General features: G+C 60.7%; 24 protein-coding genes. 10 read left to right on the top strand and 14 right to left on the bottom strand.

What is annotated here, in order from left to right; all coding sequences use genetic code 11:
• Nucleotides 1-80 precede the first annotated feature (80 nt).
• The 6 genes from motA to GA0061103_RS07410 all read left to right on the top strand — a co-directional run bounded on the left by motA (nucleotide 81) and on the right by GA0061103_RS07410 (nucleotide 5210).
• Complete coding sequence (gene motA, locus GA0061103_RS07435) at nucleotides 81-953, top strand: flagellar motor stator protein MotA (RefSeq protein ID WP_092709090.1); 873 nt, start codon at nucleotides 81-83, stop codon at nucleotides 951-953.
• A gap of 2 nt (nucleotides 954-955) precedes the next feature.
• Nucleotides 956-1903 (top strand): FliM/FliN family flagellar motor switch protein, encoded by a 948-nt coding sequence (locus GA0061103_RS07430; protein WP_425349487.1) that lies wholly within the window; start codon nucleotides 956-958, stop codon nucleotides 1901-1903.
• Between the two features lie 63 nt (nucleotides 1904-1966).
• Nucleotides 1967-2497, top strand: coding sequence for a flagellar motor switch protein FliN (gene fliN / locus GA0061103_RS07425; protein WP_092709085.1), 531 nt, complete (start codon nucleotides 1967-1969; stop codon nucleotides 2495-2497).
• Between the two features lie 50 nt (nucleotides 2498-2547).
• On the top strand, nucleotides 2548-3591 hold the full coding sequence (gene fliG, locus GA0061103_RS07420) for a flagellar motor switch protein FliG (protein WP_092709082.1): 1044 nt from the start codon (nucleotides 2548-2550) through the stop codon (nucleotides 3589-3591).
• Nucleotides 3592-3684: 93 nt separating this feature from the next.
• Nucleotides 3685-4764, top strand: a complete 1080-nt coding sequence (gene flhB, locus GA0061103_RS07415) for a flagellar biosynthesis protein FlhB (protein ID WP_092709079.1) — start codon at nucleotides 3685-3687, stop codon at nucleotides 4762-4764.
• A gap of 5 nt (nucleotides 4765-4769) precedes the next feature.
• A complete protein-coding gene (locus GA0061103_RS07410; protein WP_092709076.1) occupies nucleotides 4770-5210 on the top strand; it encodes a hypothetical protein in 441 nt (146 codons plus the stop codon).
• Between the two features lie 142 nt (nucleotides 5211-5352).
• Here GA0061103_RS07410 and visR read toward each other — a convergent pair whose 3' ends face one another.
• From visR to GA0061103_RS07345, 13 genes are all read right to left on the bottom strand, one after another.
• A complete protein-coding gene (visR, locus tag GA0061103_RS07405) occupies nucleotides 5353-6099 on the bottom strand; it encodes a transcriptional regulator VisR (protein WP_167376543.1) in 747 nt (248 codons plus the stop codon).
• An 11-nt stretch (nucleotides 6100-6110) separates the two neighbouring features.
• Complete coding sequence (gene visN, locus GA0061103_RS07400) at nucleotides 6111-6848, bottom strand: transcriptional regulator VisN (protein WP_092709073.1); 738 nt, start codon at nucleotides 6846-6848, stop codon at nucleotides 6111-6113.
• 524 nt (nucleotides 6849-7372) lie between these two features.
• A complete protein-coding gene (gene fliF / locus GA0061103_RS07395) occupies nucleotides 7373-9049 on the bottom strand; it encodes a flagellar basal-body MS-ring/collar protein FliF (RefSeq protein ID WP_092709071.1) in 1677 nt (558 codons plus the stop codon).
• Nucleotides 9050-9217: 168 nt separating this feature from the next.
• On the bottom strand, nucleotides 9218-9619 hold the full coding sequence (cheT, locus tag GA0061103_RS07390; protein WP_092709068.1) for a chemotaxis protein CheT: 402 nt from the start codon (nucleotides 9617-9619) through the stop codon (nucleotides 9218-9220).
• A gap of 16 nt (nucleotides 9620-9635) precedes the next feature.
• The gene (cheD, locus tag GA0061103_RS07385) at nucleotides 9636-10190 is read right to left on the bottom strand and encodes a chemoreceptor glutamine deamidase CheD (RefSeq protein ID WP_092709066.1); all 555 of its coding nucleotides are present in this window, start codon (nucleotides 10188-10190) and stop codon (nucleotides 9636-9638) included.
• Nucleotides 10187-10576, bottom strand: coding sequence for a response regulator (locus GA0061103_RS07380; protein ID WP_007695708.1), 390 nt, complete (start codon nucleotides 10574-10576; stop codon nucleotides 10187-10189). Before GA0061103_RS07380 ends, cheD begins: the two co-directional genes overlap by 4 nt.
• Nucleotides 10576-11619 (bottom strand): protein-glutamate O-methylesterase CheB, encoded by a 1044-nt coding sequence (gene cheB / locus GA0061103_RS07375; RefSeq protein WP_092709063.1) that lies wholly within the window; start codon nucleotides 11617-11619, stop codon nucleotides 10576-10578. The genes GA0061103_RS07380 and cheB overlap by 1 nt, the downstream gene beginning before the upstream one ends.
• Nucleotides 11616-12524, bottom strand: coding sequence for a protein-glutamate O-methyltransferase (locus tag GA0061103_RS07370; RefSeq protein WP_092709060.1), 909 nt, complete (start codon nucleotides 12522-12524; stop codon nucleotides 11616-11618). The genes cheB and GA0061103_RS07370 overlap by 4 nt, the downstream gene beginning before the upstream one ends.
• On the bottom strand, nucleotides 12521-12988 hold the full coding sequence (locus GA0061103_RS07365) for a chemotaxis protein CheW (RefSeq protein ID WP_092709057.1): 468 nt from the start codon (nucleotides 12986-12988) through the stop codon (nucleotides 12521-12523). The genes GA0061103_RS07370 and GA0061103_RS07365 overlap by 4 nt, the downstream gene beginning before the upstream one ends.
• A 4-nt stretch (nucleotides 12989-12992) precedes the next feature.
• Nucleotides 12993-15281 carry a chemotaxis protein CheA gene (locus tag GA0061103_RS07360; RefSeq protein ID WP_092709054.1) on the bottom strand — a complete coding sequence of 763 codons (2289 nt, stop codon included), beginning with the start codon at nucleotides 15279-15281 and terminating at the stop codon, nucleotides 12993-12995.
• A gap of 16 nt (nucleotides 15282-15297) precedes the next feature.
• Nucleotides 15298-15663 (bottom strand): chemotaxis response regulator CheY1, encoded by a 366-nt coding sequence (gene cheY1 / locus GA0061103_RS07355; RefSeq protein ID WP_004128526.1) that lies wholly within the window; start codon nucleotides 15661-15663, stop codon nucleotides 15298-15300.
• Complete coding sequence (locus tag GA0061103_RS07350; RefSeq protein ID WP_092709051.1) at nucleotides 15660-15956, bottom strand: STAS domain-containing protein; 297 nt, start codon at nucleotides 15954-15956, stop codon at nucleotides 15660-15662. Before GA0061103_RS07350 ends, cheY1 begins: the two co-directional genes overlap by 4 nt.
• 62 nt (nucleotides 15957-16018) lie before the next feature.
• Nucleotides 16019-17656, bottom strand: coding sequence for a globin-coupled sensor protein (locus tag GA0061103_RS07345; RefSeq protein ID WP_092711136.1), 1638 nt, complete (start codon nucleotides 17654-17656; stop codon nucleotides 16019-16021).
• 719 nt (nucleotides 17657-18375) lie between these two features.
• Here GA0061103_RS07345 and GA0061103_RS07340 point away from each other — a divergent pair.
• The 3 genes from GA0061103_RS07340 (at nucleotide 18376) to secD (ending at nucleotide 23171) form a co-directional block, all read left to right on the top strand.
• Nucleotides 18376-19902 (top strand): glycosyltransferase family 39 protein, encoded by a 1527-nt coding sequence (locus GA0061103_RS07340; RefSeq protein ID WP_092709049.1) that lies wholly within the window; start codon nucleotides 18376-18378, stop codon nucleotides 19900-19902.
• 197 nt (nucleotides 19903-20099) lie between these two features.
• Nucleotides 20100-20519, top strand: a complete 420-nt coding sequence (locus GA0061103_RS07335) for a hypothetical protein (protein WP_092709046.1) — start codon at nucleotides 20100-20102, stop codon at nucleotides 20517-20519.
• 93 nt (nucleotides 20520-20612) lie between these two features.
• Nucleotides 20613-23171, top strand: a complete 2559-nt coding sequence (gene secD / locus GA0061103_RS07330) for a protein translocase subunit SecD (RefSeq protein WP_092709043.1) — start codon at nucleotides 20613-20615, stop codon at nucleotides 23169-23171.
• Nucleotides 23172-23381: 210 nt separating this feature from the next.
• Here the strand turns inward: secD and GA0061103_RS07325 are convergent, their stop codons facing one another.
• Nucleotides 23382-24257: an SMP-30/gluconolactonase/LRE family protein gene (locus GA0061103_RS07325; protein WP_092709040.1), complete on the bottom strand. Its 876-nt coding sequence runs from the start codon at nucleotides 24255-24257 to the stop codon at nucleotides 23382-23384.
• 276 nt (nucleotides 24258-24533) lie between these two features.
• Here GA0061103_RS07325 and GA0061103_RS07320 point away from each other — a divergent pair, with 276 nt between their 5' ends.
• Nucleotides 24534-26600: an ATP-dependent helicase gene (locus GA0061103_RS07320; RefSeq protein ID WP_092709037.1), complete on the top strand. Its 2067-nt coding sequence runs from the start codon at nucleotides 24534-24536 to the stop codon at nucleotides 26598-26600.
• The last annotated feature ends 83 nt before the right edge of the window (nucleotides 26601-26683 follow it).

Below are 26683 nucleotides of genomic sequence, written 5' to 3'. Positions count from 1 at the left end.
TCGGAGACCCAACGAACAGCCTCACGCAAGGCAGCTCCCCTAGTTCATCGTATGAAGCAACGTTCAGGTGTGGACCGACGATGAATATTATTATCGGATTTGTAGTGACCTGCGGCTGCATCATAGGCAGCTTCATGGCTATGGGCGGAGACGTAGGCGCGCTGTTCCAGCCCTTCGAATTTGTCATTATCGCAGGCGCCGGTCTCGGCGGCTTCATCATGGCCAATCCGATGAAGGTGGTGAAGGATTCGGGCAAGGCGCTCGGAGAAGCCTTCCGCCATGCTGTTCCCAAGGAGCGCGACTATCTCGACACGCTCGGCGTGCTCTATGCCCTGATGCGCGATCTGCGCACCAAGTCGCGCAACGAGATCGAAGCCCATATCGACAATCCCGACGAATCGACGATCTTCAAGGCCGCTCCGACGGTTCTGAAGAACAAGGATCTGACGGCCTTCATCTGCGATTATGTCCGCCTCATCATCATCGGCAACGCCCGCTCGCACGAGATCGAGGCGCTGATGGACGAAGAGCTCGAGACGATGCAGCACGACAAGATGAAGCCCTATCATTCGATCACGATCATGGGCGATTCCTTCCCCGCGATCGGTATCGTCGCCGCCGTTCTCGGCGTCATCAAGGCCATGAGCCACATCAACGAATCACCCGAGGTGCTGGGCCATCTCATCGGTTCGGCGCTGGTCGGCACCTTCCTCGGCATCATCCTGTCCTATTCGGTCTGCGCACCGCTGGTTTCCCAGATCAAGGTCGTGCGCAACAAGCAGCATCGCCTCTACGTCATCGTGAAGCAGACGCTGCTTGCCTACATGAACGGATCGGTGCCGCAGGTGGCACTCGAATACGGCCGCAAGACCATCTCCTCCTATGAGCGCCCCTCGATCGACGCCGTCGAGCAGGAAATGATGAACCCCGGCGGTGAAAGCAAGGCAGCCTGACGATCATGAGCCAGCAATCCGCGCACAGGGCACAGACGATGGACCGCACCCTTTTTGCCAAGCTCACAGGCAATCTCGGCGATCAGGCGACGCTTGCGAAACTCGGCACCGCCTTCGCCCAGGTCTATGCCGAATTCCTGCCCGATGTCATCAAGAGCGAAACGGGCCTGGATATCAACATCGCCTATGCCGGCTGTCAGTCCGGCTCGATAAACGAGCTGGTCGCCGGGCTTGGCGGCAGCCACGCCCTGGTCAACGGCTCACTGCGCAACTGGGCTCCCAAGTTCATTCTCGGCTGCGGCGCCGGCTTCATCATGACGCTGATGGAGCATATGCTGGGTGCACGCGCAGAAGACATGGAAGCAACCGTCGCACGGCCGCTTTCGGTGATCGAGCTCGATCTGTCGGTCATGGTCTTCGAAAAGATCGCCAAGGTGCTTCGCTCGGCAGTCAATGCATCCGGCGGCTTCGAACCTTATCTCGACCCACCCTACAATATCGAGGACCGGCCGGCGGCTATCGGCGATGATGGCAATGACTTCGCCGCCGCGATCGCGATGACGATCGCGCTCGGCAAATCGCTTTCCCAGATCGTCATCATTGTGCCGCAGCGCGATCTGCTGCGCACGGTCGTCAGTGCCCCGCGCGCCAAGAATCCGACCGCCGCCTCCCAGGCATGGTCGGAGCAGCTCAGCGAGCAGGTCCGCCGCTCGCAGGTGACGCTCGAGGCGCGAATCCGGCTCGAATCGCTGACGCTCGACACCATTTCCAAGCTCGCGGTCGGCGATATCATTCCCTTCATGGACACCGGCGATGTCCGCGTTGAAGTCAGCGCCAACAGCAAAGACCTTTACATCTGCGAATTCGGCCGCTCTGGCGAAAATTATACGGTGCGCGTCAAGGACAACGTCAATTCCGACGACGAGCTTCTCAGACACTTGATGAATTGATCGGCTGGCGCGTGATCCCGCACACGGCAGCTTGAGGCAAGTTTCAACTGGAATAATGATTTCATGGCTACGAAGACGACACAGCAAAGCAGCGAGGAATCGCTGGAGATTTCAAACAGCGACGCCGCCTTGGACGAGGCCATCGATGGTCTGCGCGGCGTCCTGAAGAAAGATAACGACGGCGGCCTGCCTGACTTTGAAGCCGACGCATTCGGCGCGCAAACAGGCACGGATCTTTCCACCTTCGGCGATTTCGGCGACGACGATTCCGCTCTGGCCTTCGATGACGGCGAGTTCGGCGGCGCTTCCGCGGCACCGGCTGCCCCCGGCAGCGCGCTGACCGCCAATCTCGACCTGATCATGGATATCCCGATCGACGTCCAGATCGTGCTCGGCAGCAGCCGCATGCAGGTGTCCGGCCTGATGAACCTGGCCGAGGGCGCAATCATCGCGCTCGACAAGAAGATCGGCGAACCGGTCGAAATTACTGTGAACGGCCGAAAGATCGGCCGGGGCGAGATTACCGTTCTGGAACATGACGACACCAGATTCGGCATCAAGCTCACTGAAATTTATAACGCGAAGAAAAGCTGAACCCGGCTCAGGATGAGCCCACTCCCCCTTGCGGGACGGAGACGAAGACCATGATGGACTTTGACGATTTCAGCGGCGCAATCGCCGAGAAACCGTTATCTCAGACTGAAAAGGCAGCCGCCGTCCTTCTCGCCATGGGAAAGCAAGTGGCAGGACGGCTGCTGAAATACTTCACGCAGAACGAGTTGCAGATGATTATCGCCTCGGCGCAATCACTGCGGCTCATTCCGCCGGACGAACTGGCGCAGCTGGTGGCGGAATTCGAAGACCTCTTTACCGAGGGCGCCGGCCTCATGGACAATGCCAAGGCCATCGAGAGCATTCTCGAAGAGGGTCTGACACCGGATGAGGTCGACAGCCTGCTCGGCCGCCGCACCGCCTTCCAGGCCTACGAGACGTCCATCTGGGATCGTCTCGGCGAAGCCGATCCGGCCTTCGTCGCCAAGTTCTTCCTGCGCGAGCATCCGCAGACGATCGCCTATGTGCTTTCCATGATGCCTTCGGCCTTCGGCGCGAAGATCCTGCTGCAGCTTCCCGAAGCCCAGCGTGCCGACATCATGAACCGCACGGTCAACATCAAGGATGTGAGCCCGAAGGCTGCCCAGATCATCGAGAACCGCGTGCTCGGGCTGATGGCGGAGATCGACGCCGAACGCAACGCCTCCGGTTCCACGAAGGTTGCCGATCTGATGAACGAACTCGACAAGCCAGTGGTCGATACGCTGCTGAGCTCGCTCGAGACGATCAACAAGGAATCGGTCGAGAAGGTTCGCCCGAAGATCTTCCTCTTCGACGATCTCACCCGCATGCCGCAGCCGAGCCGCGTCCTGCTGCTCAACGACATCGCCGCCGACATCCTGACGATGGCGCTGCGGGGATCCGGCAACGAGATTCGCGAGATCGTGCTGTCCTCGATCAGCCCGCGTCAGCGCCGCATGATCGAATCCGACCTGCAGATGGGCAATACCGGCATCAATCCGCGCGAAATCGCGATTGCCCGGCGTGCCATCGCCCAGGAAGCCATTCGTCTGGCCAACTCCGGCCAGATCGAGCTCAAGGCGAAGGAAAATACGCCTGTGGAAGAAGCCGCATAAGCGCGGCGCGACTCAGCTAAAACGTCATAGACTGACAAGCTACGGGCCGCGCATGATGCGCGGCCTCTTTCCGTTTCGCAAAGGGCGGCTGCTTTGGCTGACGAAGACAAGGACAGTAAAACAGAAAAACCGACGGAGAAAAAACTCCGCGATACGATCGAGAAGGGCAATGTCCCCCACTCCAGGGAAGCAACGCTCTTTGCTTCCATGCTCGCGACTGTCATCTACGTCACCTTCTTTCTGCCCGAGCGCATGGGCCGCATGGGCGAGGTTCTGCGCGATCTCTTCGAAAAGCCGGATCAATGGCAGCTGGAGACAGGTCCCGACGCCATCTCGCTGTTTACGCGCATAGGCTGGGAAATCGGCAACATGGTGCTGCCGGCCGTGGTGCTCTTCTTCACCTTCGGCATCGGCGCCTCGATCTTCCAGAACCTGCCGACCCCCGTTCTCGAACGCATCCGACCACAGTTTTCGCGCATATCGCCGGCGAAAGGTTTCACGCGCATTTTCAGCGCGACCGGCATGGTGGAGTTCGGCAAATCCCTGGCAAAAATCGTGCTTGTCAGCATCGTCATGTTTTTCGTCCTGCGTAGCCAATATTTCCATGCGATCGATTCGATGGTGTCGGATCCGCAGACCATCTTCGTGCGTCTGTCGACGATCGTTCAGCGTATCCTGGTCATCGTGCTGATGGCGACCGTGGTCGTCGGCGTTGCCGACCTGTTGTGGAGCCGGCACCACTGGTTTGACCAATTGAAGATGACGAAGCAGGAGATCAAGGACGAGCACAAGCAGTCGCAGGGTGACCCGATCGTCAAGTCTCGCCAACGCTCGATCGCGCGCGACCGCGCCCGTCGACGCATGATGAAGCAGGTGCCACGCGCCACCCTCGTCATCGCCAACCCGACTCACTTCGCCGTCGCGCTGCGCTATGTGCGCGAGGAAAACGACGCCCCTGTCGTCGTCGCCAAAGGTCAGGATCTGATTGCCTTGAAAATCAGGGAGATAGCCGAGGCAAACAATATTCCCGTTTTCGAAGACCCGCCGCTCGCGCGCTCCATGTTTGCGCAAGTCTCGGTTGATAGCGTCATACCGTCAGTATTTTACAAGGCTGTCGCAGAACTCATCCATCGGATCTATGCCGCGCAGTCGAATAGAAAACGGGTACGATAAACCAAATGAAAAAATGCCCCTACTCTGCCCAGCGTGAACAAATACTAGCCGAAGCCATCAGCCCGGTCGCAAGCGAACTCCGTCTCCTCGATGCCGCCGATCTGATCTCGCTGCTGCGCTTCGAACGATATGGCAATCTCGCCGACCTCGTTGCCTCGGCCGCCGAGCTCTATTTTCTTCCGGGCACGGTCAATTTCGGGCTCGGCGGCGACTACAAGCTCGATTGGGGCGGGCCGGCGGAAGTGACGCTCGATCTGGAGATCAAGCCGCGGGGCGTCACCATCTATGCCAAGCTTTCGCTGGCGGAGCATCATGCGGGCATCGAGATCAATCACATTGCCTTCGACAAGGCCTCCGTCGATCCCGACGAGAACACGGCCCTGCTCGCCCGTAGCCTAAGGGACGCGCGTTACGTGGTCCGCGGCGAGGCCGCACACGCATTCTGAGGAAGTCCTCTTCCTAAAATCAGCAAAGTGATTCGCAAGAGCGGCGTGCATCCGGCAGAAACCGGACCGCCGCTCCATTCATTTGTTCAGTAACGTGGCGCAGGTGATTTTGCCTTGCGGCAGTGCCCAAGGCGCCGCTATCTCAGCTTATGTAGCCGAAGCGGATCGCCTTCGCGATGGCCTGGATGCGGTTGACGCTGTCGAGCTTGATCGTTGCCGATCCAAGATAGGCATTGACGGTATGCACCGACAATCCAAGCTTCTCGGCAATCTCCTCGCTGATGCGCCCGTCGCCGGCAAGCTGCAGGCAGGCGATTTCGCGCTCGCTCAGCGCTTCGGCGGCCTGTGAGCGGCGCTCATCCAGTGACAGGAGCTCTATCATGATCTGGCAACTACGGCCGTGCAGCTCCACGATCATATCGCTCGAAAGATCCATGAACTTGGCCGTGAAGACGGTGTAGCCGTTGCCGACGGCGCCCAGCCGCACGGGAAAGGCGGCGCCGGCAAAAGGCAGGAGATGCGGCTTCAGGCGCTGCGTGAATACGGCAAAATCCGGCGTCTCGGCGGTGCTGTCGCTGTCGCGACCGTTCCACATCAGCGGCAGCAGCGACTTGTCGATATGCTCGATCAGCGCTTCGCCATAGGCCTCAACAAAGGATTTGCCGACGACGGAGTTGGCCGAGCCCCAATTATCGAGTTCGCACACCAGGCGCTGCTTGTGCGGCAGGCCGGAGCCGTGCAGGCGATAAACGGCAAAATGCTGCGCGTCGATAAGCTTTTGCATCGACACCAGCTTCGGGAACAGATCGGAGCGGCCGGAAATCCGCCCGGAACGGGTAAGCCGTGATTCGCCCGGCATATCCGTCGTCCTGTCTGGCTGATAGCGCATCCGGTCGGCCCTTAAACGAGATTGTTGCGCACTGCAAAGGCGATGGCCTCCGAGCGGGTCTTGGTGGCGGTCTTGCGCATGACGCTGGTGATATAGTTGTTGATGGTGTTGCGCGAGATCCCGAGGATCATAGCGATCTCATCGCTCGTCTTGCCTTCGGCGATCCAGAACAGGCATTCCAGCTCGCGCTCGGTCAGATCGAAATCACGCTCCAGCTTGCCCTCGAAGCAACGCGTAGAACTGGCGAGATAGCCGGCCAAGAGACCGACATCCCTCAACCGCTCGGGCAAAAGCACTGCCGCTTCACTCGCCAGCAACAGCAATGAGAAGCGGGTGCGACCGACATTGAACGTCAAGGCATGATATTGCCTGCCTACACCGTCAGGCAGCGAGACATCATCCGGAAGCAGCGCGAGGCTCGGCTGAAATAGCGCCAAGCACTTTTCCAGCTCGCCGATGCGGCCGTAACCACTCGTCAGCTCCGTCGCCAGGCGCCGGACGAGATCGAAGGGCCAATTGGAGGAAATGACGAAGTCGAGGCCGCTTTCCTGGACGAGATCGGACCGGACAAGAAGATAATGGGACGCACCGGCATAGCTCGTCAGGGCGTGAAGGCCGGCTTGGAGGTAGGCGGGGCCTGAAACGGCATTCAGCTGCAGAATGAGCTGCTCGCGCGACATAGCTCCGGCGGACGCGATCGATCGCGCGTCCCTATCGCCTTTGCTTATCTGCGATATCTGCATGTCCATACTTGCATTTCCTGCCGCTGTTGGACGATCGGTCGTCAACGAGAGCATTGTTCCGTCAGAACCCAATCCCTTCACCTCAGAGAACCGACAGCGAATCTCGACGAGGCACCGAAGCCGGATCTTTCTCTACCGCGACACAAACTCTTCCGGCGGATGCGGACGGATGAGCACATGTCTCATCCCCGAATTCGACACCCGTGATCGCACCGACACGCATTGCCGCAAGCACGATCTACGAACCATGAGCTAATTTTCCCGCTCCGGAATCTACAAACTTAAAACACGCGAAACGCGGAAAACGATGATCGATTCGTTCGGAATACACAGCTATTACGCAATAGATACAGTATTTGTAAGTCGATTCTTTATACCCAGCAACCGTATATCCATTGAAATTCCATCTTACGAACACGTCAATTCGTTTGGCAGCGACTAATTGATCACAGGTGGCATCGACAGTGACGCAAGCTCAAATGCTGACCAATGGATAAGAAAAAGGACCGGGAAATTTCCCGGTCCTTTTGTCAGGCCGCCTGGTCGACAGCCCATTTTCTGAGGATCTTTGCAGCGCGTTCCTCGCTGATTTCCACCATACGGGACAGGCGGCGCTCCGGCCCTTCCTTGACGCGGCGGTTGAAGGTGCCGCCGTCGTCGCCCATCGTCAGCAGGTCGTCGGTGCTGTCGAAGCCGAAGTCCGATCCGAAGCCGTCCATCAGGGCGGCGCCGGGGCCGCCGACTGCCGGCGCGAAATCCGGCAGTTCCAGGCCCGCCGCTTCCGGAAGCGCCGTGCTGCTGGACGAACCGCCGAGCGAGCGGATCAGCGGGCGGAAACCCATCCAGACGATCAGGAAAGCGACCGCGACGAAGGCCAGCGAGTTGATGATGCCGGCCATGTTGCGGCTCAGCATGTCGGTAATGCTGAAGCCGGAAGACGTGTCCTCAAGCAGCTGGTTGTCGAGGAAGTCCATGGCATTGACGGTGACGATGTCGCCGCGGGCCGGATCGACGCCTGCTGCCGTTGCGACGATCTTCTGCATCTCCGCAATATAGGCATCGATCTTGGCCTGATCGGCGCCCTGGCCGACCATTTGCGCGATGCGGCCCCTGTTGACCACCACGGCGACGGACAGCTTTTCGATCTTGTAGCTGGTGCGGGTCGTCGCAGTCGTCTTGCTGTTGATTTCGTAGTTGGTCTGCTCCTCGCGCTTGTCGGACTGATCGTTCGACGTCGGCGTGTTGCCGCCGGATTGCGGGGCCGCCTGCGGAATATTCTGCTCCACGGTCGCGGCGCTGTCGGGCTGGCTCTGCTGCGACTTCTGCGCTTCCTTCACGGTGCGGACGGAGCGCTCGACCTTCGAGTCCGGATCATAGGTGGTTTCCTGCACCTGCTGGCTGTCGGTATTCAGCTGTGCCGTCACGCTGGAGCGGAAATTGTCCATGCCGAGGAAGGGCGCCAAGGCCTTGTCGATGTTGGATTCGACTTCGCTCTGCACGTTCTGCACGATGCCGAGATTGCGGCTGAGAGCGCCGTTGCCGGGATCGTCACCCGATGCGAGCAACTGGCCCGTGGAGTCGAGGATCGTAACATCATCGACCTCCAGGCCGGGAACGGCTGACGCGACGAGGTGGCGGATAGCCGAAGCCGATTTGCGGGCAGCTTCCGCGCTCGCACGGATCATGACGGATGCCGTCGGTTTCTGATCCGCCTTCCGGAAGTTGCCGACATCCTGCATGACGATGTGGACGCGTGCGGCACTGATGCCGGCGATCGAGGTGATAGTGCGGCTGATTTCGCCCTCAAGAGCGCGGACGCGGGTGACTTCCTGCATGAAGGAGGTCAGACCGAGCGAACCGACATTGTCGAAGAGCTCATAACCGGCCTTGCCGCTACTGGGCAGGCCGCGCTCGGCGAGAAGCGCACGGGCCTTGCCGGTCATGCCTGCCGGAACGGTCAGGCTGGTGCCATCCGTGCCGACCTGGAAATTGATCTTGGCTTCTGCGAGCGCGATGCTGATCTGGTTGAGATCAGTCGCATCCAGGCCGACATACAGCGTCTCCTGTGCGGGCTTGTTGACATAGAGGGCTGCAAAAAGGATCAGCAGCATGGACACGGCGCCCACGCCCCCCAGGATCATCAGCCGCGTTCTCCCGAGATTCTGAAGATTCCGAAGCAGGGGAACTAATTGATTTAACAGATTCATTCTGTTCTCGCACGATTCGTCAAAGACCTGATGGCTTTGTGCTATGCGGCGAAAATAGAAATCGAAACTTGTGCGAGCGTTTCGTCCGGCCAGAAGAGCCCAGGAAAAAGCCGGGAAGAAACGCAGGAGATTATATAAGAAAAACAGTATCTATTGCTGACGACGCCGTCAGAAAAAATCGAAGTCGCCGGCAGCCTTCGCCATGGGTTGGGCCATGGGCTGCGAATGCGCGTGAAAACCGCCGCCGCCGAGCGCCTTTTGCATCTCCGTCAACTTGACCAAGCTCAGCGCCGTCGCAAGATCCACCGTCCAACCCTCGGGCATGGTACCGGCAATGGTGTCGATGAATTCGGCGATGCCACGCGTCTTCTGCACTGCAAGATCGATACCCTGCACCACCTTCATGGCCTCCGGCGAGGCCAGTATGTTGGCGTCGCTGATGTCAAGCAGTTGGGGCTCGATGCGTTCGATCAGATAGGCGACATCGTGCAATTCGGAAACGATGCGCAAAAGGATAGCCGGAAGCGTCTCCTCGATGGCGGCCGTCTCAACGCGCTGGAAGGGGGTCATGCGCTTGCCTCGTTGATCAGAAAAATTCGATCGTGTTGTCGACCGGCTTGGGAGCAACGACGGGACGCTGTTCCAGCGCCACAGTCTTCTGCGTTTCCGCACCAGTCAGGGGGTATTGCCTGGCCCTTCCGGAGATCGGCCAATATTCGATCTTGCGTCCATGTTCGCCGCCTGTGCTGGAGCTGACGACCGAGATGCCTTCGTCTTTCAGAAATTGCATGGCGAAGATCGCATTCTGCTCGCCGACGTTGGAGAAGGTCGCGATCGTCTTGGCGCCGCCGAAAACTTTCGCCTCCAGCCGGTCGCGCCTTGCGCCCTTCTTCAGGAGGCCGTTGATCAGAAGTTCCATCAGGTGCACGCCATAGCGCGTTGCATCGCCACCGCTCATCGGCGAGTTCGCCATTCCCGGAAGGAGAAAATGGTTCATCCCGCCGACGCCGGCGATGGGATCGCGCAGGCAAGCCGCCACGCAAGAGCCGAGAATGGTCGTCAGCACCACTTCGGGATCGCTGATGACCTTGTACTCGCCCTGAATAATATGCACGCGACGGGCAGCACCCTCGACGATCATTTTAGAGCTCCGAAGACGGCCTCGATGGCAGCTTTCATCTTTTCGATGGTGAAGGGCTTGGCGAGCACGTTGTTGGCTCCGAGCTGCGCTGCCTTCTGCACCAGCGCGCGATCGCCCTGCGCCGTCAGGATGATGAAGGCCGCCTTCTTGGTCGCCGGGTTGGTGCGCACGGCCTGCAGGAGGCCGAGCCCGTCCATCTTCGGCATGTTGAAGTCGGAGATGACGAGATGATGCGGCTGCTGCTGCATGATCTTCATCCCCTGCTCGCCGTCGCCGGCAGCCGTGATCTGCTTGAAGCCGAGCTGCGTCAGCGCATCGCTCAGCAACAGGCGGCTGGTGACCTGATCGTCAACGATCAGAACTTTGATTTTCTCCGCTAGAGACATTATTCGCTCCCTTCCTTTCGGGCGGCTGTGGCTTTCAAAATTTCCTCGCCAATGGCGTTCAGCGGAAACTGCTGTTCGACTGCACCAAGCTCGTGAGCGACCCTCGGCATGCCGTAGACCACGCAGGTCTTCTCGTTCTGGCCGATGGTGCGCGCGCCGGCGTGGCGCATCTTGAGGAGACCGGCGGCGCCGTCGCGCCCCATACCGGTCAGAATCACGCCGACGGCATTGCGGCCTGCCAGTTCGGCAACCGAATCAAAGAGCACGTCGACGGAAGGGCGATGGCCGTTCACCGGCCCGCCGTCCACCAGACGGCAATGGGGTGCGGAGGCGTTGGCGACCCTAAGGTGCCTTTCGCCGCCCGGCGCCAGATAGATCTTGCCGATTTCCAGCCGTGCGCCATCGGTCGCCTCCTGGACGACCGGAGCGCAAAGGCGGTTCAGGCGCTCGGCAAAGCTGCGCGTAAAGGTCGGCGGCATATGCTGCGTGATAACCGTCGGCGGGCAGTTGGCCGGGAATTTCTGCAGAACGTTGATCAGCGCCTCGACGCCGCCGGTGGAGGAGCCGATCGCGACGATCTTGCGCCCCACACGGAAATCCGCGACGGCCGGAGGCGGCACGCGCTGGGCGGCAGGCTTCACATATTGCCGCTGCGAGCGGGCCGCAGCCTTCACCTTCTCCGCCAAGTCGCCGAAAGGATGCGGCTCGCCAGGCGAGGGTTTTCCGACACAGTCGAACGCACCGATTTCAAGAGCGGCGAGCGTCGCGTCGGCGCCGCGATGCGTCATGGTGGAGACCATGATGACGGGCATCGGCCTCAGCGTCATGATCTTTTCCAGGAATTCGAGGCCGTTCATGTTCGGCATCTCGATATCGAGGGTGACGACATCCGGATTGAGCGCCTTGATGGCGGCGCGCGCCTCCAGCGCATCGCCGGCCTGACCGATGACGTCGACGTCAGGATCGGCGCGCAGGACGGCTGTTATCAGGCCGCGCATGGTCGGGGAATCGTCGACAACGAGAACGCGGGCGGCGGTGCTCATGGTTTCCTCCCCGCATTTTTGCCTTGGTAGCGATAAGTGGTGATGCCGATATTGTCGAAGACGTGCTTCGCGTCGCCGGCGACTCTTTCGGAATGGCCGATATAGAGATGGCCATGGTCCTGCAGCTGACCGGCAAAGCGGGTCCAAATCTTCGTCTGCGTTGGTTCGTCGAAATAGATGACGACGTTGCGACAGAAGATGACGTCGAACATCCCCTTGAAGGGCCATTGCCCAAGCAAGTTCAGCTCGTTGAAGGTGATGAGCCGCTTGACGCGATCGTCGATCTGGAATTTGCGGCGGCCCTGGACATTGACCTCCTGAAACCACTGCTTGCGCATGGCAGGAGAAATCGTCTCAAGCGAGCTTTCGTCATAGGCGCCGGCGCGAGCAAGCCCGAGGATCTTGGGATCGATATCCGTCGCCAGGATCTTGAAATCGAACTCCGCGACATTCGGCATCAAGGCGAGCACCGTCAGTGCGATCGAGTAGGGCTCCTGCCCGTCGGAACAGGCAGCCGACCAGATGCGCGCCCGGCCGCCGGCCTTGGCGCGCGCCAGAAGGCCTGGCAGCACCTCGTCACGCAAGTGGTCGAAGTGGTGGTTTTCGCGGAAGAAGCGGGTGAAATTCGTCGTCAGATGCGACAGCATCTCGCGACGCGCCGCACTTCCCGCCGGCGAAGACACCAGCTGGCAGTAATCGCGGAAGCCGGCAAGACCGAGCGCGCGAATATGTTTCGACAGTCTGGAATAGACGAGCGACGCCTTGCTTTCGTTGAGGGAAATGCCCGCATCCGCATAGATCATGGCGGCGATTTCCGAGAGGTCGCGGCGCGTCAGCGGATATTCGCCGCTCGCCAGCACCTCATCGGGAGATGCCTTGAAATCCATTGCTCCCATCACGCTCATGCAGCCTCGCTTTCGCTTTCAGGGAACAGGGCTTCCAGTTCGATCAGGCAGATCATGCGGCGGTCGATCGCCACGATGCCACGGGCAAACTGCCGCTCGTGATCGGAGGAAACCTCCGGCGTCGGCTGGATGCTGTCGTCGGTAATCGTCAGAATGTCCGAAACCGCATCGACCAGGAGGCCGACCACCTTGCGCTTCACTTGCGCCACGATGATGACGTGCCGCGCCGTCGGCTCCGCCCGCTTCATGCCGAGCCGGGCGGAGAGATCGATGATCGGTAGCACGGCGCCGCGCAGGTTGATGACGCCGAGCATGTAGCCAGGCGCATGCGGCATGGCCGTTGCCGCGGTCCAGCCGCGAATTTCGCGAACCGACATGATGTCGACGCAGAATTCCTGATCGCCGATGCGAAAGGCGATCAGCTCGCGATTGCCCTGGCTCAGGTTCTTGACGGCATAGGACATCAATTCACCCCGCCGCCGCGTAAGACATTTCGGGCTTCAGAGACTGGCCGCGCGAAGCGCCGACCACAGCGTCGACGTCGAGGATCAGTGCCACGCGGCCATCGCCGAGGATGGTCGCCGCCGCAATGCCCGGGACATGCGTGTAGTTGGCCTCGAGGCTCTTGATGACGACCTGGCGCTGGCCCTGAATGGCATCGACCATGAGGGCGCGCTGACCGCCGCCTTCCGATTCCACCAGCAGCGCGACGCCTTCGACCGGATTGGCCTGCGTGGCGCGGAAGTTCAGGATGCGGCCGACGTCGACCAGCGGGCAGAAGCTGTTGCGGATCGAGATCAGACGATGATTCGCACCGAAGGAGTGGATGGCGGAAGCCTCGGGCTGCAGCGTTTCGACGATCGCCGTCAGCGGCACAACCAAGGTCTGGCCGGCAACAGTGACCACCATGCCGTCGAGGACGGCGAGCGTCAGCGGCAGGCTCATGGTGAAGACGGAGCCCTGGCCCGGCCTGGAGCTGATGTTGATACGGCCGCCAAGCGCCTGGATCGAGCGCTTGACCACGTCCATACCGACGCCACGGCCGGAAATGTCTGAGATCTTGTCGGCGGTGGAGAAGCCCGGCAGGAAGATCAGGTTGTCGACTTCCTCATCCGACAGATTGGCGTCAGCCGGGATCAGGTCGTTGTCGATCGCCTTCTGGCGTACCTTCTCGCGGTTGATGCCGGCGCCGTCGTCGGCAAGCTCGATCAGAATGCGACCGGAGCGATGTTTTGCCGTCAGGCGGACGGTGCCTTCGGGGTTCTTGCCGAGTGTCGCACGCTTTTCCGGGGTTTCGATGCCGTGGTCGACGGCATTGCGGATCATGTGCGTCAGCGGCTCGGCGAGCTTGTCGATGACGGTCTTGTCGACTTCGGTGTTCTCGCCCTCGGTGATCAGGCGGATCGATTTGCCGGTCATGTCGGCGATTTCGCGGACAATGCGCGACATGCGCTGGAAGACCGGTTTCACCGGCTGGGCGCGGATCGCCATGACGCTGTCCTGGATCTCGCGGGTGAGCTGCTGCAGCTCTTCGAGACCCATGTTGATCGAGGACGCACCGTTATTGTCGTTCTCGATGACGCTCTGCGAGAGCATCGCCTGGTTGATGACGAGCTCGCCGACGAGGTTGATCAGGCGGTCGACACGATCGAGATCGACACGGATGGTCTGGCCGGCGGCCGCAGCTGCGGCATTGTTCTGCGCGGCGGCGGCATTCGAAGCGGCAGCGGCCGCAAGAGCGGCTTCCTTTTTCTCGACACGCGCGGCAGCCGAGGCCAGCTGCGTGACGTTGCTTGCGGTTTCCGCCGCAGCCACGGCGGCAGCGACATCGTTTCTCGGCGCCGGTGTCTCCTCTGCGGTTTCGGCAGCCGGTGCGGTGGCGCCGTCGTCGAGGATCGAGAGATCGAAGGGCACTGGTATCATCGGCAATTCTTCGCCGCTCGAAGACCCGCCGCTTCCGGCCAGCTGGACATCGAGATCGCAGTCCCATTCAGCAAATTCGAAGACGGTGCGAATGGCGTCTTCGCCCTTGTCCGTCTTGATCGAGATCGCCCATTTGAAATAGGCGCCTTCGGGATCGAGGTCGATGAGACCCGGCAATGCGTCCATGTCGCAGAAGATGTTCATCTCGCCCAGCCGCGAGAGGTCGCGCAGCAGCAGCGTCGCATCGTTGCCCTTGGCGTAGAGATCGGAGCGCGGCTTGAAGTTGACTTCATATTCCGGCGTGGCATCGACCGCCGGCTCATCGCTGCCGAAATCGTCATCGAAGCTGAAGGGGATCGGCTGGAAACCGCTTTCATCCGTCGGCGCAGGCGCGGCCACGACGGGCTTTGGAGCAGCCTCGGCAACCACTGCGACGGATGGTGCCGGCACATCGCCATTTGCCAACGCTTCCAGTTCCTTGACCAGGCCGCGGCTGCGAGCCTGATCGACGCTGCCGCCATCTCGGGCGGCATTGGTGAGATCCGCCAGAACGTCGGCAGCCTTGAGCATGACCTTCAGGACATCCTGGGTCGGCTCCAGCTTGTTGGATCGAACGCAATCGAGCGTAGTCTCGAAGACGTGGGCGAATGCGACCAGGTCGTCCAGACCAAAGGCACCTGCCCCACCCTTGATGGAATGAACGGCGCGGAACACGGCATTGACGGTTTCCGGGTCGCGGTCGCCGTCATTCATTTTCAGGAGACCGGATTCCAGTTCGGCGAGCTGCTCTTCGCACTCCTGGAAGAAAATCTCTTTGATTTCGTTCATATCCATAAGGGGCGGATCCTGTTTAGGCGGTTACGCGCTCGATGGCATCGATCAGCTTGGCGGGATCGAACGGCTTGACGATCCAGCCGGTCGCACCGGCCTGGCGGGCACGGTTCTTCTTTTCCGCATCGCTTTCGGTCGTCAGAACGAGGATCGGAACGGCGCGGTATCTGTCGTTGCGGCGAACGCCCTCGATGAAGCCGAAGCCGTCAAGACGCGGCATGTTGATATCCGTGACGATGACGTCGGGATTGGCTTCCTCCAGGATTTCCAGGCCCTCGACACCGTCTTCGGCCTGAATGGTCTCGAAACCCGCATTGTTGAGGGTGACGAGAAGCATGTTTCGAATGGTCCGTGAATCATCCACGGTCAGCACTTTTTTCTTCATTGCCGGATCTCCTTGGCAAGCAGATGGGAGATATCCACCCCGATCACCTGCATCGTTTTTTGAAATGCATCCGACACCTTGGAGAAGGTGAAGGAGAGCTTGTCCTCATCCCAGGTCTTGGCGGCGGCCATGATGACCTGCACGCACAAGGTCCCGATCCTTTCGACGCTGGACGCATCGATCGCGACATTGCTGCCGCGCAACCCCATCAGCGTGCCGCGAAGGGCCGAAGCCTCGTTGAGGTCCAGCACCGCGGCCAGACTGATTGTCTTTTCGCCTTTCCTGCTCCGCATCGCGTCATTCCTTGTTGTCTGAAACCGGGCCGATCGGCCCGCATGTGCATGAAACTGAAAGATCAATAGGCATTGCGCTCGCCTCCCGATGCGGTCCTGCGAAGCGGGAAGCCGAAATCGGCCATGTCTTCTTCATCCCGCACGGTGCCGAACTCTTCACGAGCCGAAAGCTGCCGTTGCGGCGCTGCCTTGACCGAAGCCGCATGACGCCGCTCGCGCTCGATACGAAACTCGCGGATGGTCCGGCCAAGTTCGACCACGACCGTATGCAGGTGATCGGCGCCTTCCTCAGAGCAGCTTGCTTCGCTCCCGGCGGCTGCCGCACGCTCGCTGTAGCCGCCAATATCTGATGTCAACGCCTTGAGGCCGGCGACCTGTTCGTCGCTTGCCGCAGCAATGCCTGATATGGCGTCATTGATATCGGTCACCTGCCGGACGATGCTGCCGATCGCATCCTGGGTGCGGCCGACCATCTGGACGCCCGCATCCACCTGCGCCTTGGTGCCCGTCACCAGCACCTTGATCTCGCGCGCCGCATCGGCGGAACGCTGCGCAAGCGCGCGAACTTCCTGCGCGACGACGGCAAAGCCGCGGCCGCTGTCACCGGCGCGGGCTGCCTCGATGCCGGCATTCAAGGCGAGAAGATTGGTCTGGAAGGCAATCTCATCGATGACGCCGATGATCTGGCCGATCTTTTCGGCCGAGGTCTCGATATCGGCCATGGCCGAGATTGCCTGACCGACGATCCGGCCGCTGTCTTCCGCCGCCGCGCGGGTCGATGCCGTGACGCGCTCGGCAGAACGGGTATTGGCCGCATTGCCGCGCACCTGCTCGGCAAGCTCCGCAAGCTGCTTTGCGGAGGAGGCAAGCCCTTGCGACTGTTCCGACGACGTTTCCGCAAGGGATTTCGAGGCGCGAGCGATGGCATCGGCCGTCGATTCGGCCGCCTGTACGCTGCCGGACAATGCCGAAAACTGCTGCTGGATATCCGCCAGCGCCGCGTTCAAGGCTTCAGCAACCTCGACATAGGCCTCTGGACAATCGGTCGTCATCCGGGTCGTGAGATCGCGATCAGCCAGGCCGTTGGCGATCTCGGCGATGAAGGATGCCGCCTCGGCGCGATCAGCCGTCCGCTGTTCGGCCAGCGCGCGCTGGTGGCCGACCCGCAATTCGTTGAACCGCAGCGATACGGCAATCTCGACATCGACCATGACGAGCCGCACGACCGCCGTGACGAGTTCGCTGAGTTCGCGGGCGCGTCGCTTGGCTCCCGGAAGAATGGCGCGGCCGCCCATTTCATCGAGAAGGCCGGAAAGAAGATGCTCCAGCATCACGCCATGACCTGTGACATGCCAGCGCGGATCGAGACCCATCTTGCTTTCGCTGTCGGACAGAACCTTGACGCGCTCGGCGTAAAGGCTGTCGAAACGCGCATCCGTCAGTACATCCCAGTGCGAAGACTGCAAATCCTGGAGCCGCTCGAGCTGGCTTTCGCTGGTGAAATTGCGCGCGGCGTCCGGAAACGTCTGGAAACGGTGGAAAAGATCGCGCAGACCGGCTTTGAGATGCGTTTCGAGCATCGGCCGGTTTCGGCGCAAGGTTTCGCATTGTCCGGCTTCGAGACCAGCAAAACGCAAGCGGTCGCGAAGGCTGCCAGCCTGCGCCCTGCCTGCCTGATCTGACGGCGAATCCTGCGCCAAAATCGTCCCTGCCGAACTGCCGCGCATTCAAGCGCCGGCGAAACCGCTGATGATCCGCGCCAGGCGCAATGAGGAGGCGAGGAAAGGCAGCCGTAGCCGTCGATCATTTGATCGAGGCACCGAAGCTCGCTCGTTCATCAAAGTCTATTGCGGACCTGTTTGATGACATGGATACCGGATCGGACCCGGTACGACGGGGCGGCTTCATGCCTGCTGAGAACGAGTCACAATTTTCCCATTCCGACGTTCAGGCTCAATATTTATGGTTAATTCCTTGCCCGAAGGTTAATGACAGAAGAAGGCGTGCCTCCTACTGGTCTATACTAAATTAGCGATTACTTTCCGATATAGTTTGTCGCCGTGAAAGAACATCGATCGCAAGTCACGAGCAAGCTTCATCCCTTACTACCCAAGGGATAGACAGTTTCGATGTCGCTACGGAGAGAGCAATGATTGTTCTTGGTTTGACCGCCTCGCTGATGGCCAGCCTGACGCTTGCGGCCTTCATGCTTCTGTCCCGCATCGAAGAGGCGCGCGGCAAAGCTACCCCTCGCATCCTCTAGGCAAAGCTTTAACGGACGTCTCAGATCCGAAATCGGACATATGGCACTTCGTGGCCACGATGCGAGCGCTGCTGTTCTTACGGATGGCAGGGAGCTAGCTTTGGCCTCAATAGTTCCGTATTAAGCCTCACGATCAGGCACCGAGACCCATCTTTAATGCTCGACACGACCCATTCCCGAACAAACGCCCAGAAACTTTCGCTGGGCCTCGCCCTTGCGATCATCTTCGGAGTAACGCTCTGGCGCGTGCTCATGTTGCTCCTCAACAGGACGGACCTCTTCGTCGACGAGGCGCAATATTGGTTCTGGGGCCAGAATCTGGATTTCGGTTATTATTCCAAGCCGCCGATGATTGCCTGGGTCATCCGCTTCTTCAATGCGATCTCCGGCTCGGACTCGACCTTCTGGATCCGCATATCGGCGCCGCTCTTCCATCTCGCCACCGCGCTGATGCTGATGTGCACGACGCGGCGGCTGATCGACGACGAGACCGGACGAGAGATCGCGCCCTGGGTCGGCGTTATCTTCATCACGCTACCGGCTGCCTCGCTTTCCGCCGTGCTGGTATCGACCGACACGATCCAGATCCTGTTCGTGACCATCGCCATCTGGGCTTTTATCGGCCTGACCAGGCGTTCCTCGGTGCTGGAAGCGGTCATCCTCGGTGCCAGCCTCGGCATCGCCTTCCTGACGAAATATTCGGTGCTCTTCCTTCTGCCGGGTGTCGGCATTGCCATGCTGACGATGCGCTCGGCGCGGATCGCCTGGCGGGATGTGGCCATTGCCGCCATTGTCGGTGCCATCGTCGTTTCCCCCAATCTCTGGTGGAATCTCACCCATGATGCAACGACCATAAAACACACCGAAAACATCGCCCAATGGAGCAAAAGTGGCGGCGGCAACACTCTGCTGAAGCACCTACTCAACGGACTGAGCTTCTTCGGCGCCCAGTTCGGCGTGGTCGGGCCGGTGGTCTTCTATGCGCTTTTGTGGGCGGCGTGGCGACTGATCCGTGGACAAAGCGACGACCGGGAAAAGCTGCTGTTCTGGCTGTCGGTACCTGTCGTAGCGCTGATCACGCTGCAAGCCCTTCTCGCCAAGGCCTATGCCAACTGGGCTGTCTCGGCCTATGCCGCCGGCACCATTCTTGCCGTCTGGCTGCTCTATCGCCTGTCAAAAAAGGGGCTGAGCACCTCGCTGATCATAGGAGCCGTCGTCGCCCTCGTGATCCCGGTGCTGACGGTCTTTGCCTATGACATCAAGCTGCCGAACGGCGATCTCATCATGAAGCGCTATGTCGGCCGCAGCGTCATCAGTGAGGAAATCGGCAATATCGCCACGGAGGCGAAACTGACTGAAATCGTCGCCCAGGACCGCGATATTCTTGCCGATCTCTACTATACGCTGAAGGGCAAGCCCTTCCACATCTATGCCCGCCATTTCGGCGGCTTCCCCGCGAATTATTACGAGCAGGATTTCTCCCTGCCGGCCAGTGTGACCGGCCCGGTCCTGTTCGTCGACAACGATCCGATCGATTGCCCGGAAGGTCAGGCCGAGCTCATCAAGAGCTGGTCACCCCCCTATGGCGAGATGAAGGGCAAGACGCTCTATGCCTATCGCGTTCCGGCATCCTGCCTGGCGCCCAAGCCCTCAGCCGCGGGAACCGGAGCAACGGAAAATTAAGAAATCGAGCCGGGACTGTTGACCGGCTCGTGCAACTGCATCATGACAGGCCGCTGTAGCACTTTAAAACTGCTGCATAATTCCTTAGGTCGATCCCGATCTAAGGAATTATGCAGTGGGAAGACACAAAGCGTCCTGATATCATGACCGAACCGCCGGCGTTCGCGCCGACAGAGGAATAAAGGCATTTTCGACCGTTGAACCCGTTCGAATTCGGCGCCGCCGACAGCGAAGATAGAGACGACAGGACGCACCGCGCCGGAGCGCGCGTGATCGCCTCACTGTTCGTCGCGTTCTTCGCCTATATCGGACTGGCGCTCGGCGGCGGCATCAATCTGGCCGCGCGCGCCGATGCGGACGCGCTCTCCTCGGGCAAGGACACCCAGCCTCTTTATCTATCCCTGCGCGATCCGGTACGCGGCATCGTCGTTGCCGATCGGCTGGCGACGCCGAAGGCGACATGGCATGACATAGGGCCTGCAACGCTTGCTGCCCTCCCCTCTCTCGGATATCCGGCAACCTCCTGGCTGTCGATCCATCCAGGCAATGCCACCCGGCTCGAATCCCTCGCTTTTCGCGCCTATCTCGCCCGCGGGCCTCCAGGCGAGCTCGCCTAAGCGTTTGGCGCAGACGCGCTGCATTTCCGACACGACCTCAAGTCCGCCTGCGGCCAGACCGTCGGCATAAGCCTATTTTCAAGGATAATACCCATGCGTACCTCACCATGGCTCGTGGCACTCTATACAGTGATCATCGTCATTGGCTTTCTGATCGCGCTGCCAAACGCGCTGCCGCAGTCAGTTCTCAGCAAAATCCCGTCCTGGCTGCCGCACAGCCAGGTTTCGCTCGGCCTCGACCTTCGCGGCGGCTCCTATCTCGTTCTCGAAGTCGACGAGAAGGATCTGACGAATGGCCGGCTGCAATCGTTGCAGCAGGACGCACGCCGCGTGCTGCGCGACAAGAACATCCAGACCCGCTCGGTCGTCCGCAACGGTGACCAGATCGTCGTGACGCTCAACGATGCCTCACAGAGCGGTGATGCGGTGACGCAGCTGCAGACGCTGGCCAATACGATCACGTCAGGCCTCTCGGCCGGCCAGTCCGATCTCAACATCAAGCCGAATGGCGCGACCATCGCGATGTCCTTCTCGCCGGCCGGCATTTCGGCCAACGTCGATTCCGCCGTTCAGCAGAGCCTTGAAGTCATCCGCAAGCGCGTCGACCAGGTGGGCGTTGCTGAGCCGACCATCCAGCGCGTCGGCCCGAACCGCGTTCTCGTCCAGCTTCCGGGCGCACAGGATCCGTCGCACCTGCGCGAGCTTCTCGGCTCGACCGCGAAGATGTCCTTCCACCTGCTCGCCGATAACGTCGATCCGAACAATCCCGGCCCCGGCGTCACCATCATGAAGGACGAGCAGGGCAACAGCTATCCGGTTCTCGACCGCATCGAACTGTCCGGCGACCGCCTGACGGACGCCCGCGTCAGCTTCGATCCGAACACGCACGAGCCACTCGTCACCTTCCGCTTCGACAGCGCCGGTGCCAACCGCTTTGCGGAAATCACCCGCGAAAATGTCGGCAAGCCCTTTGCCATCGTCCTCGACAACAAGGTTCTGAGCGCGCCGAACATCCGTGAGCCGATCACCGGCGGTTCGGGTCAGATCTCCGGCAACTTCACCGCCGACAGCGCCACCACGCTTGCAGCCCTGCTGCGCGCCGGTGCCCTGCCCGCCAAGCTCACCGTCATCGAAGAGCGTACCGTCGGCGCCGACCTCGGCAGCGACGCGATCCAGAAGGGCATCTATAGCGGCCTGATCGGCTTCGTCCTGGTTGCCGCCTTCATCTTCGTGCTCTATGGCGCCTGGGGCGTTCTCGCGAACGTTGCCCTGCTCATCCATACGGTCCTGACCTTCTCGGCCCTGACGCTGGTCGGCGCCACGCTGACGCTGCCCGGCATCGCCGGCGTCGTCCTTGGTATCGGCCTTGCGGTTGATGCCAACGTTCTCATCAACGAGCGCATCCGCGAAGAAACCCGCAAGGGCCGCGGCGCTTTCGCGGCCATCGATAACGGCTTCAAGAAGGCTTATTCGACGATTATCGACGGCAACATGACGGCCCTGATCGCCGCCGCCATCCTGTTCTACTTCGGCTCCGGCCCGGTTCGCGGCTTTGCCGTCACCATGGGTCTCGGCCTCATCATCTCGATGTTCACCTCCGTCGCCTTCGTGCGCGTCGTGATGATCGCCATCACCCGTCGCCGCAAGCTGAAGGTGCTCAACATCAGGCCGCTGATTCCCTTCAGCCCCTATGACAAGCACATCCAGTTCATGAAGGCCCGTTTCTTTGGCATCACCGTCTCGGCGATCCTGTCGATCGCCTCGGTGGTCCTGTTCATCCATCCGGGCCTCAACTACGGCGTCGACTTCCGCGGCGGCATCCAGATGTCGGTCAAGACCAAGGACGCGGCCGATCTGGCGACCTTCCGTGAGGGCCTGAACACGCTCGGCCTCGGCGAAATCGCACTGCAGTCCTTCGGCGACAACAACAGCCTTCTTGTCCGCGCCCAACGCCAGGACGGCGGTGAAGAGGCGCAGACAGCCGCGGTGACCAAGCTCAAGGCGGAAATCATCAAGATCGACCCAAGCGCGACCATCGAAGGCACCGATGTCATCGGTCCGAAGGTCTCGGGCGAGCTTGCCTGGGCCGGCATCCTGTCGGTCGTGATCGCCAGCCTGGCGATGCTCGTCTACATCTGGGTACGGTTCGAATGGCCGTTCGCGGTCGGCGCCATCGTCACGCTGGTGCTCGACGTCACCAAGGCGATCGGCTTCTTCGCGATCACTGGCCTCGATTTCAACCTGACGGCCATCGCCGCGATCCTGACGCTTGTGGGATACTCGGTGAACGACAAGGTCGTGGTCTATGACCGCATGCGTGAAAACATGCGGCTCTATAAGTCGATGCCGCTGCGAGATATCATCGACAGGTCGATCAACGAGACTCTGGCGCGAAGCCTCTACACCAATGCCACCGCCTTCCTGGCGCTGGTGCCGATGGCGATCTGGGGCGGCAGCGCCGTTTCCAGCTTCGCGATCCCGATGGTGTTCGGCATTCTCGTTGCCGGCGCCTCGTCGATCTTCATCGCCGCACCGATCCTGCTGTTCCTCGGCGACTGGCGTCGCCGCCATGCCAAGTCGGTTGCCAATGACGCGGCACCGGCAGATGGCAAGTCCGGTAAGGACAACAAGCAGATCCCTGCAGCAGAATAAGCGGCAAACATATGAAAAAGGACATGCCCGGCTTCCGGGCATGTCCGCCAGCCGGGCAAAGCGTATAGCGTTTTCGCCGGGAAGCGGATCTGAAGGGTCTCGAAGCGACTTAGAGCCTTCCCGCTTTTCTTCGAAACGTGAAGATGCTTATCCTGTTGTTTTTACACAATTTCGGACGGAAAACCGTCACGCACTTTTCCTGGAATTGCTCTAGGATATAGTCGGCATATGCAACGGCAGGCCTGGACGCGGCGCCGTTATCTTTTCCACAACACCCTTTTCCTGCTCGGCAACGAGCAAGTGTTTGCCATCGGCGGTAAAGGCGATGTTTCCTGGCCGTGCGCCATCGGTGCGGATATGGCCGGCCATCTTGCCTTCGGTGTCGATCAGACAGATTTCACCGAGGCCATACATGGCGCAATAGAGCATGCCGCTGCGATCAAAGGCTAGGCCGGATGGTCCGCGCAGCGCGTTTATGGCTGGCGACGTCATCGATCGCGCAAACATTTCCTGCCGTCCGCCGACGATCTGCCGATAAATTTTTCCGGTCAGCGTCTCACTGTAATAAAGCAATCCATCGGCATCGAAAGCGATGCCGCCGGCAAGGAGCAGGCCGGCAGCCAGAACACGAATGACCCGGCCCTCTGCCGGATCGATCTGATAGACGCAGCCGTTATAGGCGGCCTTGAAGAAATCGGGATGGATATCGCCGCCTTCCAGCAAATCCGCCAGGCGGAAGCCGGAATCGGTCATATAGAGCAGGCCGTCAGGCCCGAAGGCGAGAGCGTTCGGATGGAGAAAAGGGCCGTCCGCACTGCCCTCTATCACTTGCAGGACCCGCCCTTGCGGCGAAAGCCTCACGAGGGAATCTTCCGGTCCGCCGGCTATCCAGAAACATCCATCACCATCGACGACAATTCCGCTCGGAGTGCCACCAAGCCGGCAAACCTCCCGGGACGCGCCGCCTGCATCATAGAGCTTCAGATAGCGGCGACTGGCATCCATTTCGACAAGCGCAAGGCGCCCATCCGGCAGAGCCACCAGTCCGCTGGGCAGACGCAGGCCGGTGGCAATCGTTTCGTTCATGTTCTGAAACCTTCACTCTACGCACTGCGAAACCGCAAAAACTCAAATTGCCGCGCCAAAACGATACATAAGCACGAAGAAAGTCGTTTTCGAGCCGCATCCAGCCAAATCCGAATAAGATTCTTGCATCGAGGGTCACATCTGCGTGCGGATCGCGCCAATCTTGACAGGCTTTGCCGATTCGGAACATCCATAGAACGCGCACATGGTTTCGCGACTGCGATTCGCCGCGCATCACGCAGCTGCGCGCCCTGCCAGAAGCATCCAGGAGAGTTGATGACCGCCGCCTATCTGGAAAAGCTGAACCCGGAGCAGCGGCTGGCAGTGGAGCATGGCACGAGCGGCGGCGGCCATATTGCCGGCCCGCTGCTCGTCATCGCCGGGGCAGGCTCCGGCAAGACGAATACGCTTGCCCATCGTGTCGCTCATCTGATCGTTAGCGGTGCCGATCCACGCCGCATCCTGCTGATGACCTTCTCACGTCGCGCTGCAGCCGAGATGGGCCGCCGTGTCGAGCGGATCTGCCGCGAGGTGCTGGGCGCGAACGCCGGCATTACCGCCGATGCACTTGCCTGGAGCGGCACGTTCCACGGCATCGGCGCACGGCTGCTCAGGGACTATGCCGAGCAGATCGGCATCGATCCGGCCTTCACGATCCACGACCGTGAAGACAGCGCCGACCTGATGAACCTTGCGCGCCACGACCTCGGCTTTTCGAAGACGGAGAACCGCTTCCCGACCAAGGCGACATGCCTTTCCATCTACTCCCGCTCCGTCAACGCGGAAGCGCCGCTCGACGGCGTGTTGCGCGACTATTTCCCCTGGTGCGCCATGTGGGAACAGCAGCTGCGCGATCTCTTCGCTGCCTATGTCGAGGCGAAGCAGGTGCAGAACGTGCTCGATTACGACGACCTGCTGCTCTACTGGGCGCATATGCTGCAGGAGCCGCTGATCGCCGAGGATATCGGCAGCCGCTTCGATCATGTGCTCGTCGACGAATATCAGGATACCAACCGGCTGCAATCCTCCATCCTGCTGGCTCTCAAGCCCGATGGCCGGGGGTTGACCGTCGTCGGTGACGATGCGCAGTCGATCTACTCCTTCCGCGCGGCCACCGTGCGCAACATTCTCGATTTCCCCAAGGCCTTCACGCCATCGGCCGATATCGTCACGCTCGACCGCAACTATCGCTCGACGCAGCCGATCCTTGCCGCCGCCAATGCCGTGATCGATCTCGCCTCGGAGCGGTTCACCAAGAACCTGCGTACCGAACGCCAGAGCACCGAGCGTCCACGGCTGGTGACCGTGCGCGACGAGGCCGACCAGGCGCGCTACATTGCCGATCAGGTGCTGGAAAATCGCGAGGGCGGCGCAAGGCTGAAGCACCAGGCTGTGCTCTTCCGCACGTCGAGCCATAGCGGCCCGCTTGAGGTGGAACTCACCCGGCGCAACATTCCGTTCGTCAAGTTCGGCGGGCTGAAGTTCCTCGACAGCGCCCATGTCAAGGACATGTTGGCAGCCCTGCGCTTCGCCCAGAACCCGCGCGACCGCGTGGCGGGCTTCCGCCTGATGCAGCTCTTGCCCGGTGTAGGCCCCTCGACGGCGCAGCGCGTGCTCGACCAGATCGGAGAAGAGGCAAGCCCGATCACGGCGCTGACGGAGCTGCCGCCCCCGCCGCGCACGGGGGACGACTGGACCGCCTTCGTCGAGACGATGCGGGAGGTCAAAAGCGGCAAGGCCGGCTGGCCGGCGGAAATCGCCTTGGTGCGGCAATGGTACGAACCGCATCTGGAGCGAACACACGAAGATGCGTCGACACGGCTGGCGGATCTCGTCCAGCTCGAGCAGATTGCGGCCGGTTACGGCTCGCGCGAGCGCTTCCTCACCGAGTTGACACTCGATCCGCCCGACGCCACCAGCGATCAGGCCGGCGTGCCGCTGCTCGACGAGGATTACCTGATCCTCTCGACTATCCATTCGGCCAAGGGGCAGGAATGGACGAAGGTCTTCATCCTCAACGCCGTCGACGGCTGCATCCCCGCCGATCTCGCCGTCGGATCATCAGCTGAAATCGAGGAGGAGCGACGGCTGCTTTATGTCGCGATGACCCGGGCGAAGGACAATCTCGATCTCGTCATCCCGCAGCGGTTTTTCGTGCATGGGCAGCATGCGCAAGGAGACAAGCATGTCTTTGCGTCGCGTACCCGCTTCATTCCGGCAACCTTGCTGCAGTTTTTCGAGGTCTGCGGCTGGCCGCAGGCACGTGCCGAAAGCGCCGCAGCCGTTCGGGCGAGAGAGGTGCGCGTCGATGTGGGGGCGCGGATGCGGGGCATGTGGCGGTGAGGTGGGGCGATTGAGGGCGGCAGGTCAGGCGTGTTCTTTGGCGCTGCATCTTCGTGCTTGGCCCCTCACCCTAGCCCTCTCCC

Origin of the sequence: Martinezella multihospitum (assembly GCF_900094585.1) — a bacterium.
Classification (GTDB): domain Bacteria; phylum Pseudomonadota; class Alphaproteobacteria; order Rhizobiales; family Rhizobiaceae; genus Rhizobium; species Rhizobium multihospitium.
Note: the sequence above shows the minus strand (reverse complement) of the source record. Positions and strands in the feature narration are given on the sequence as shown.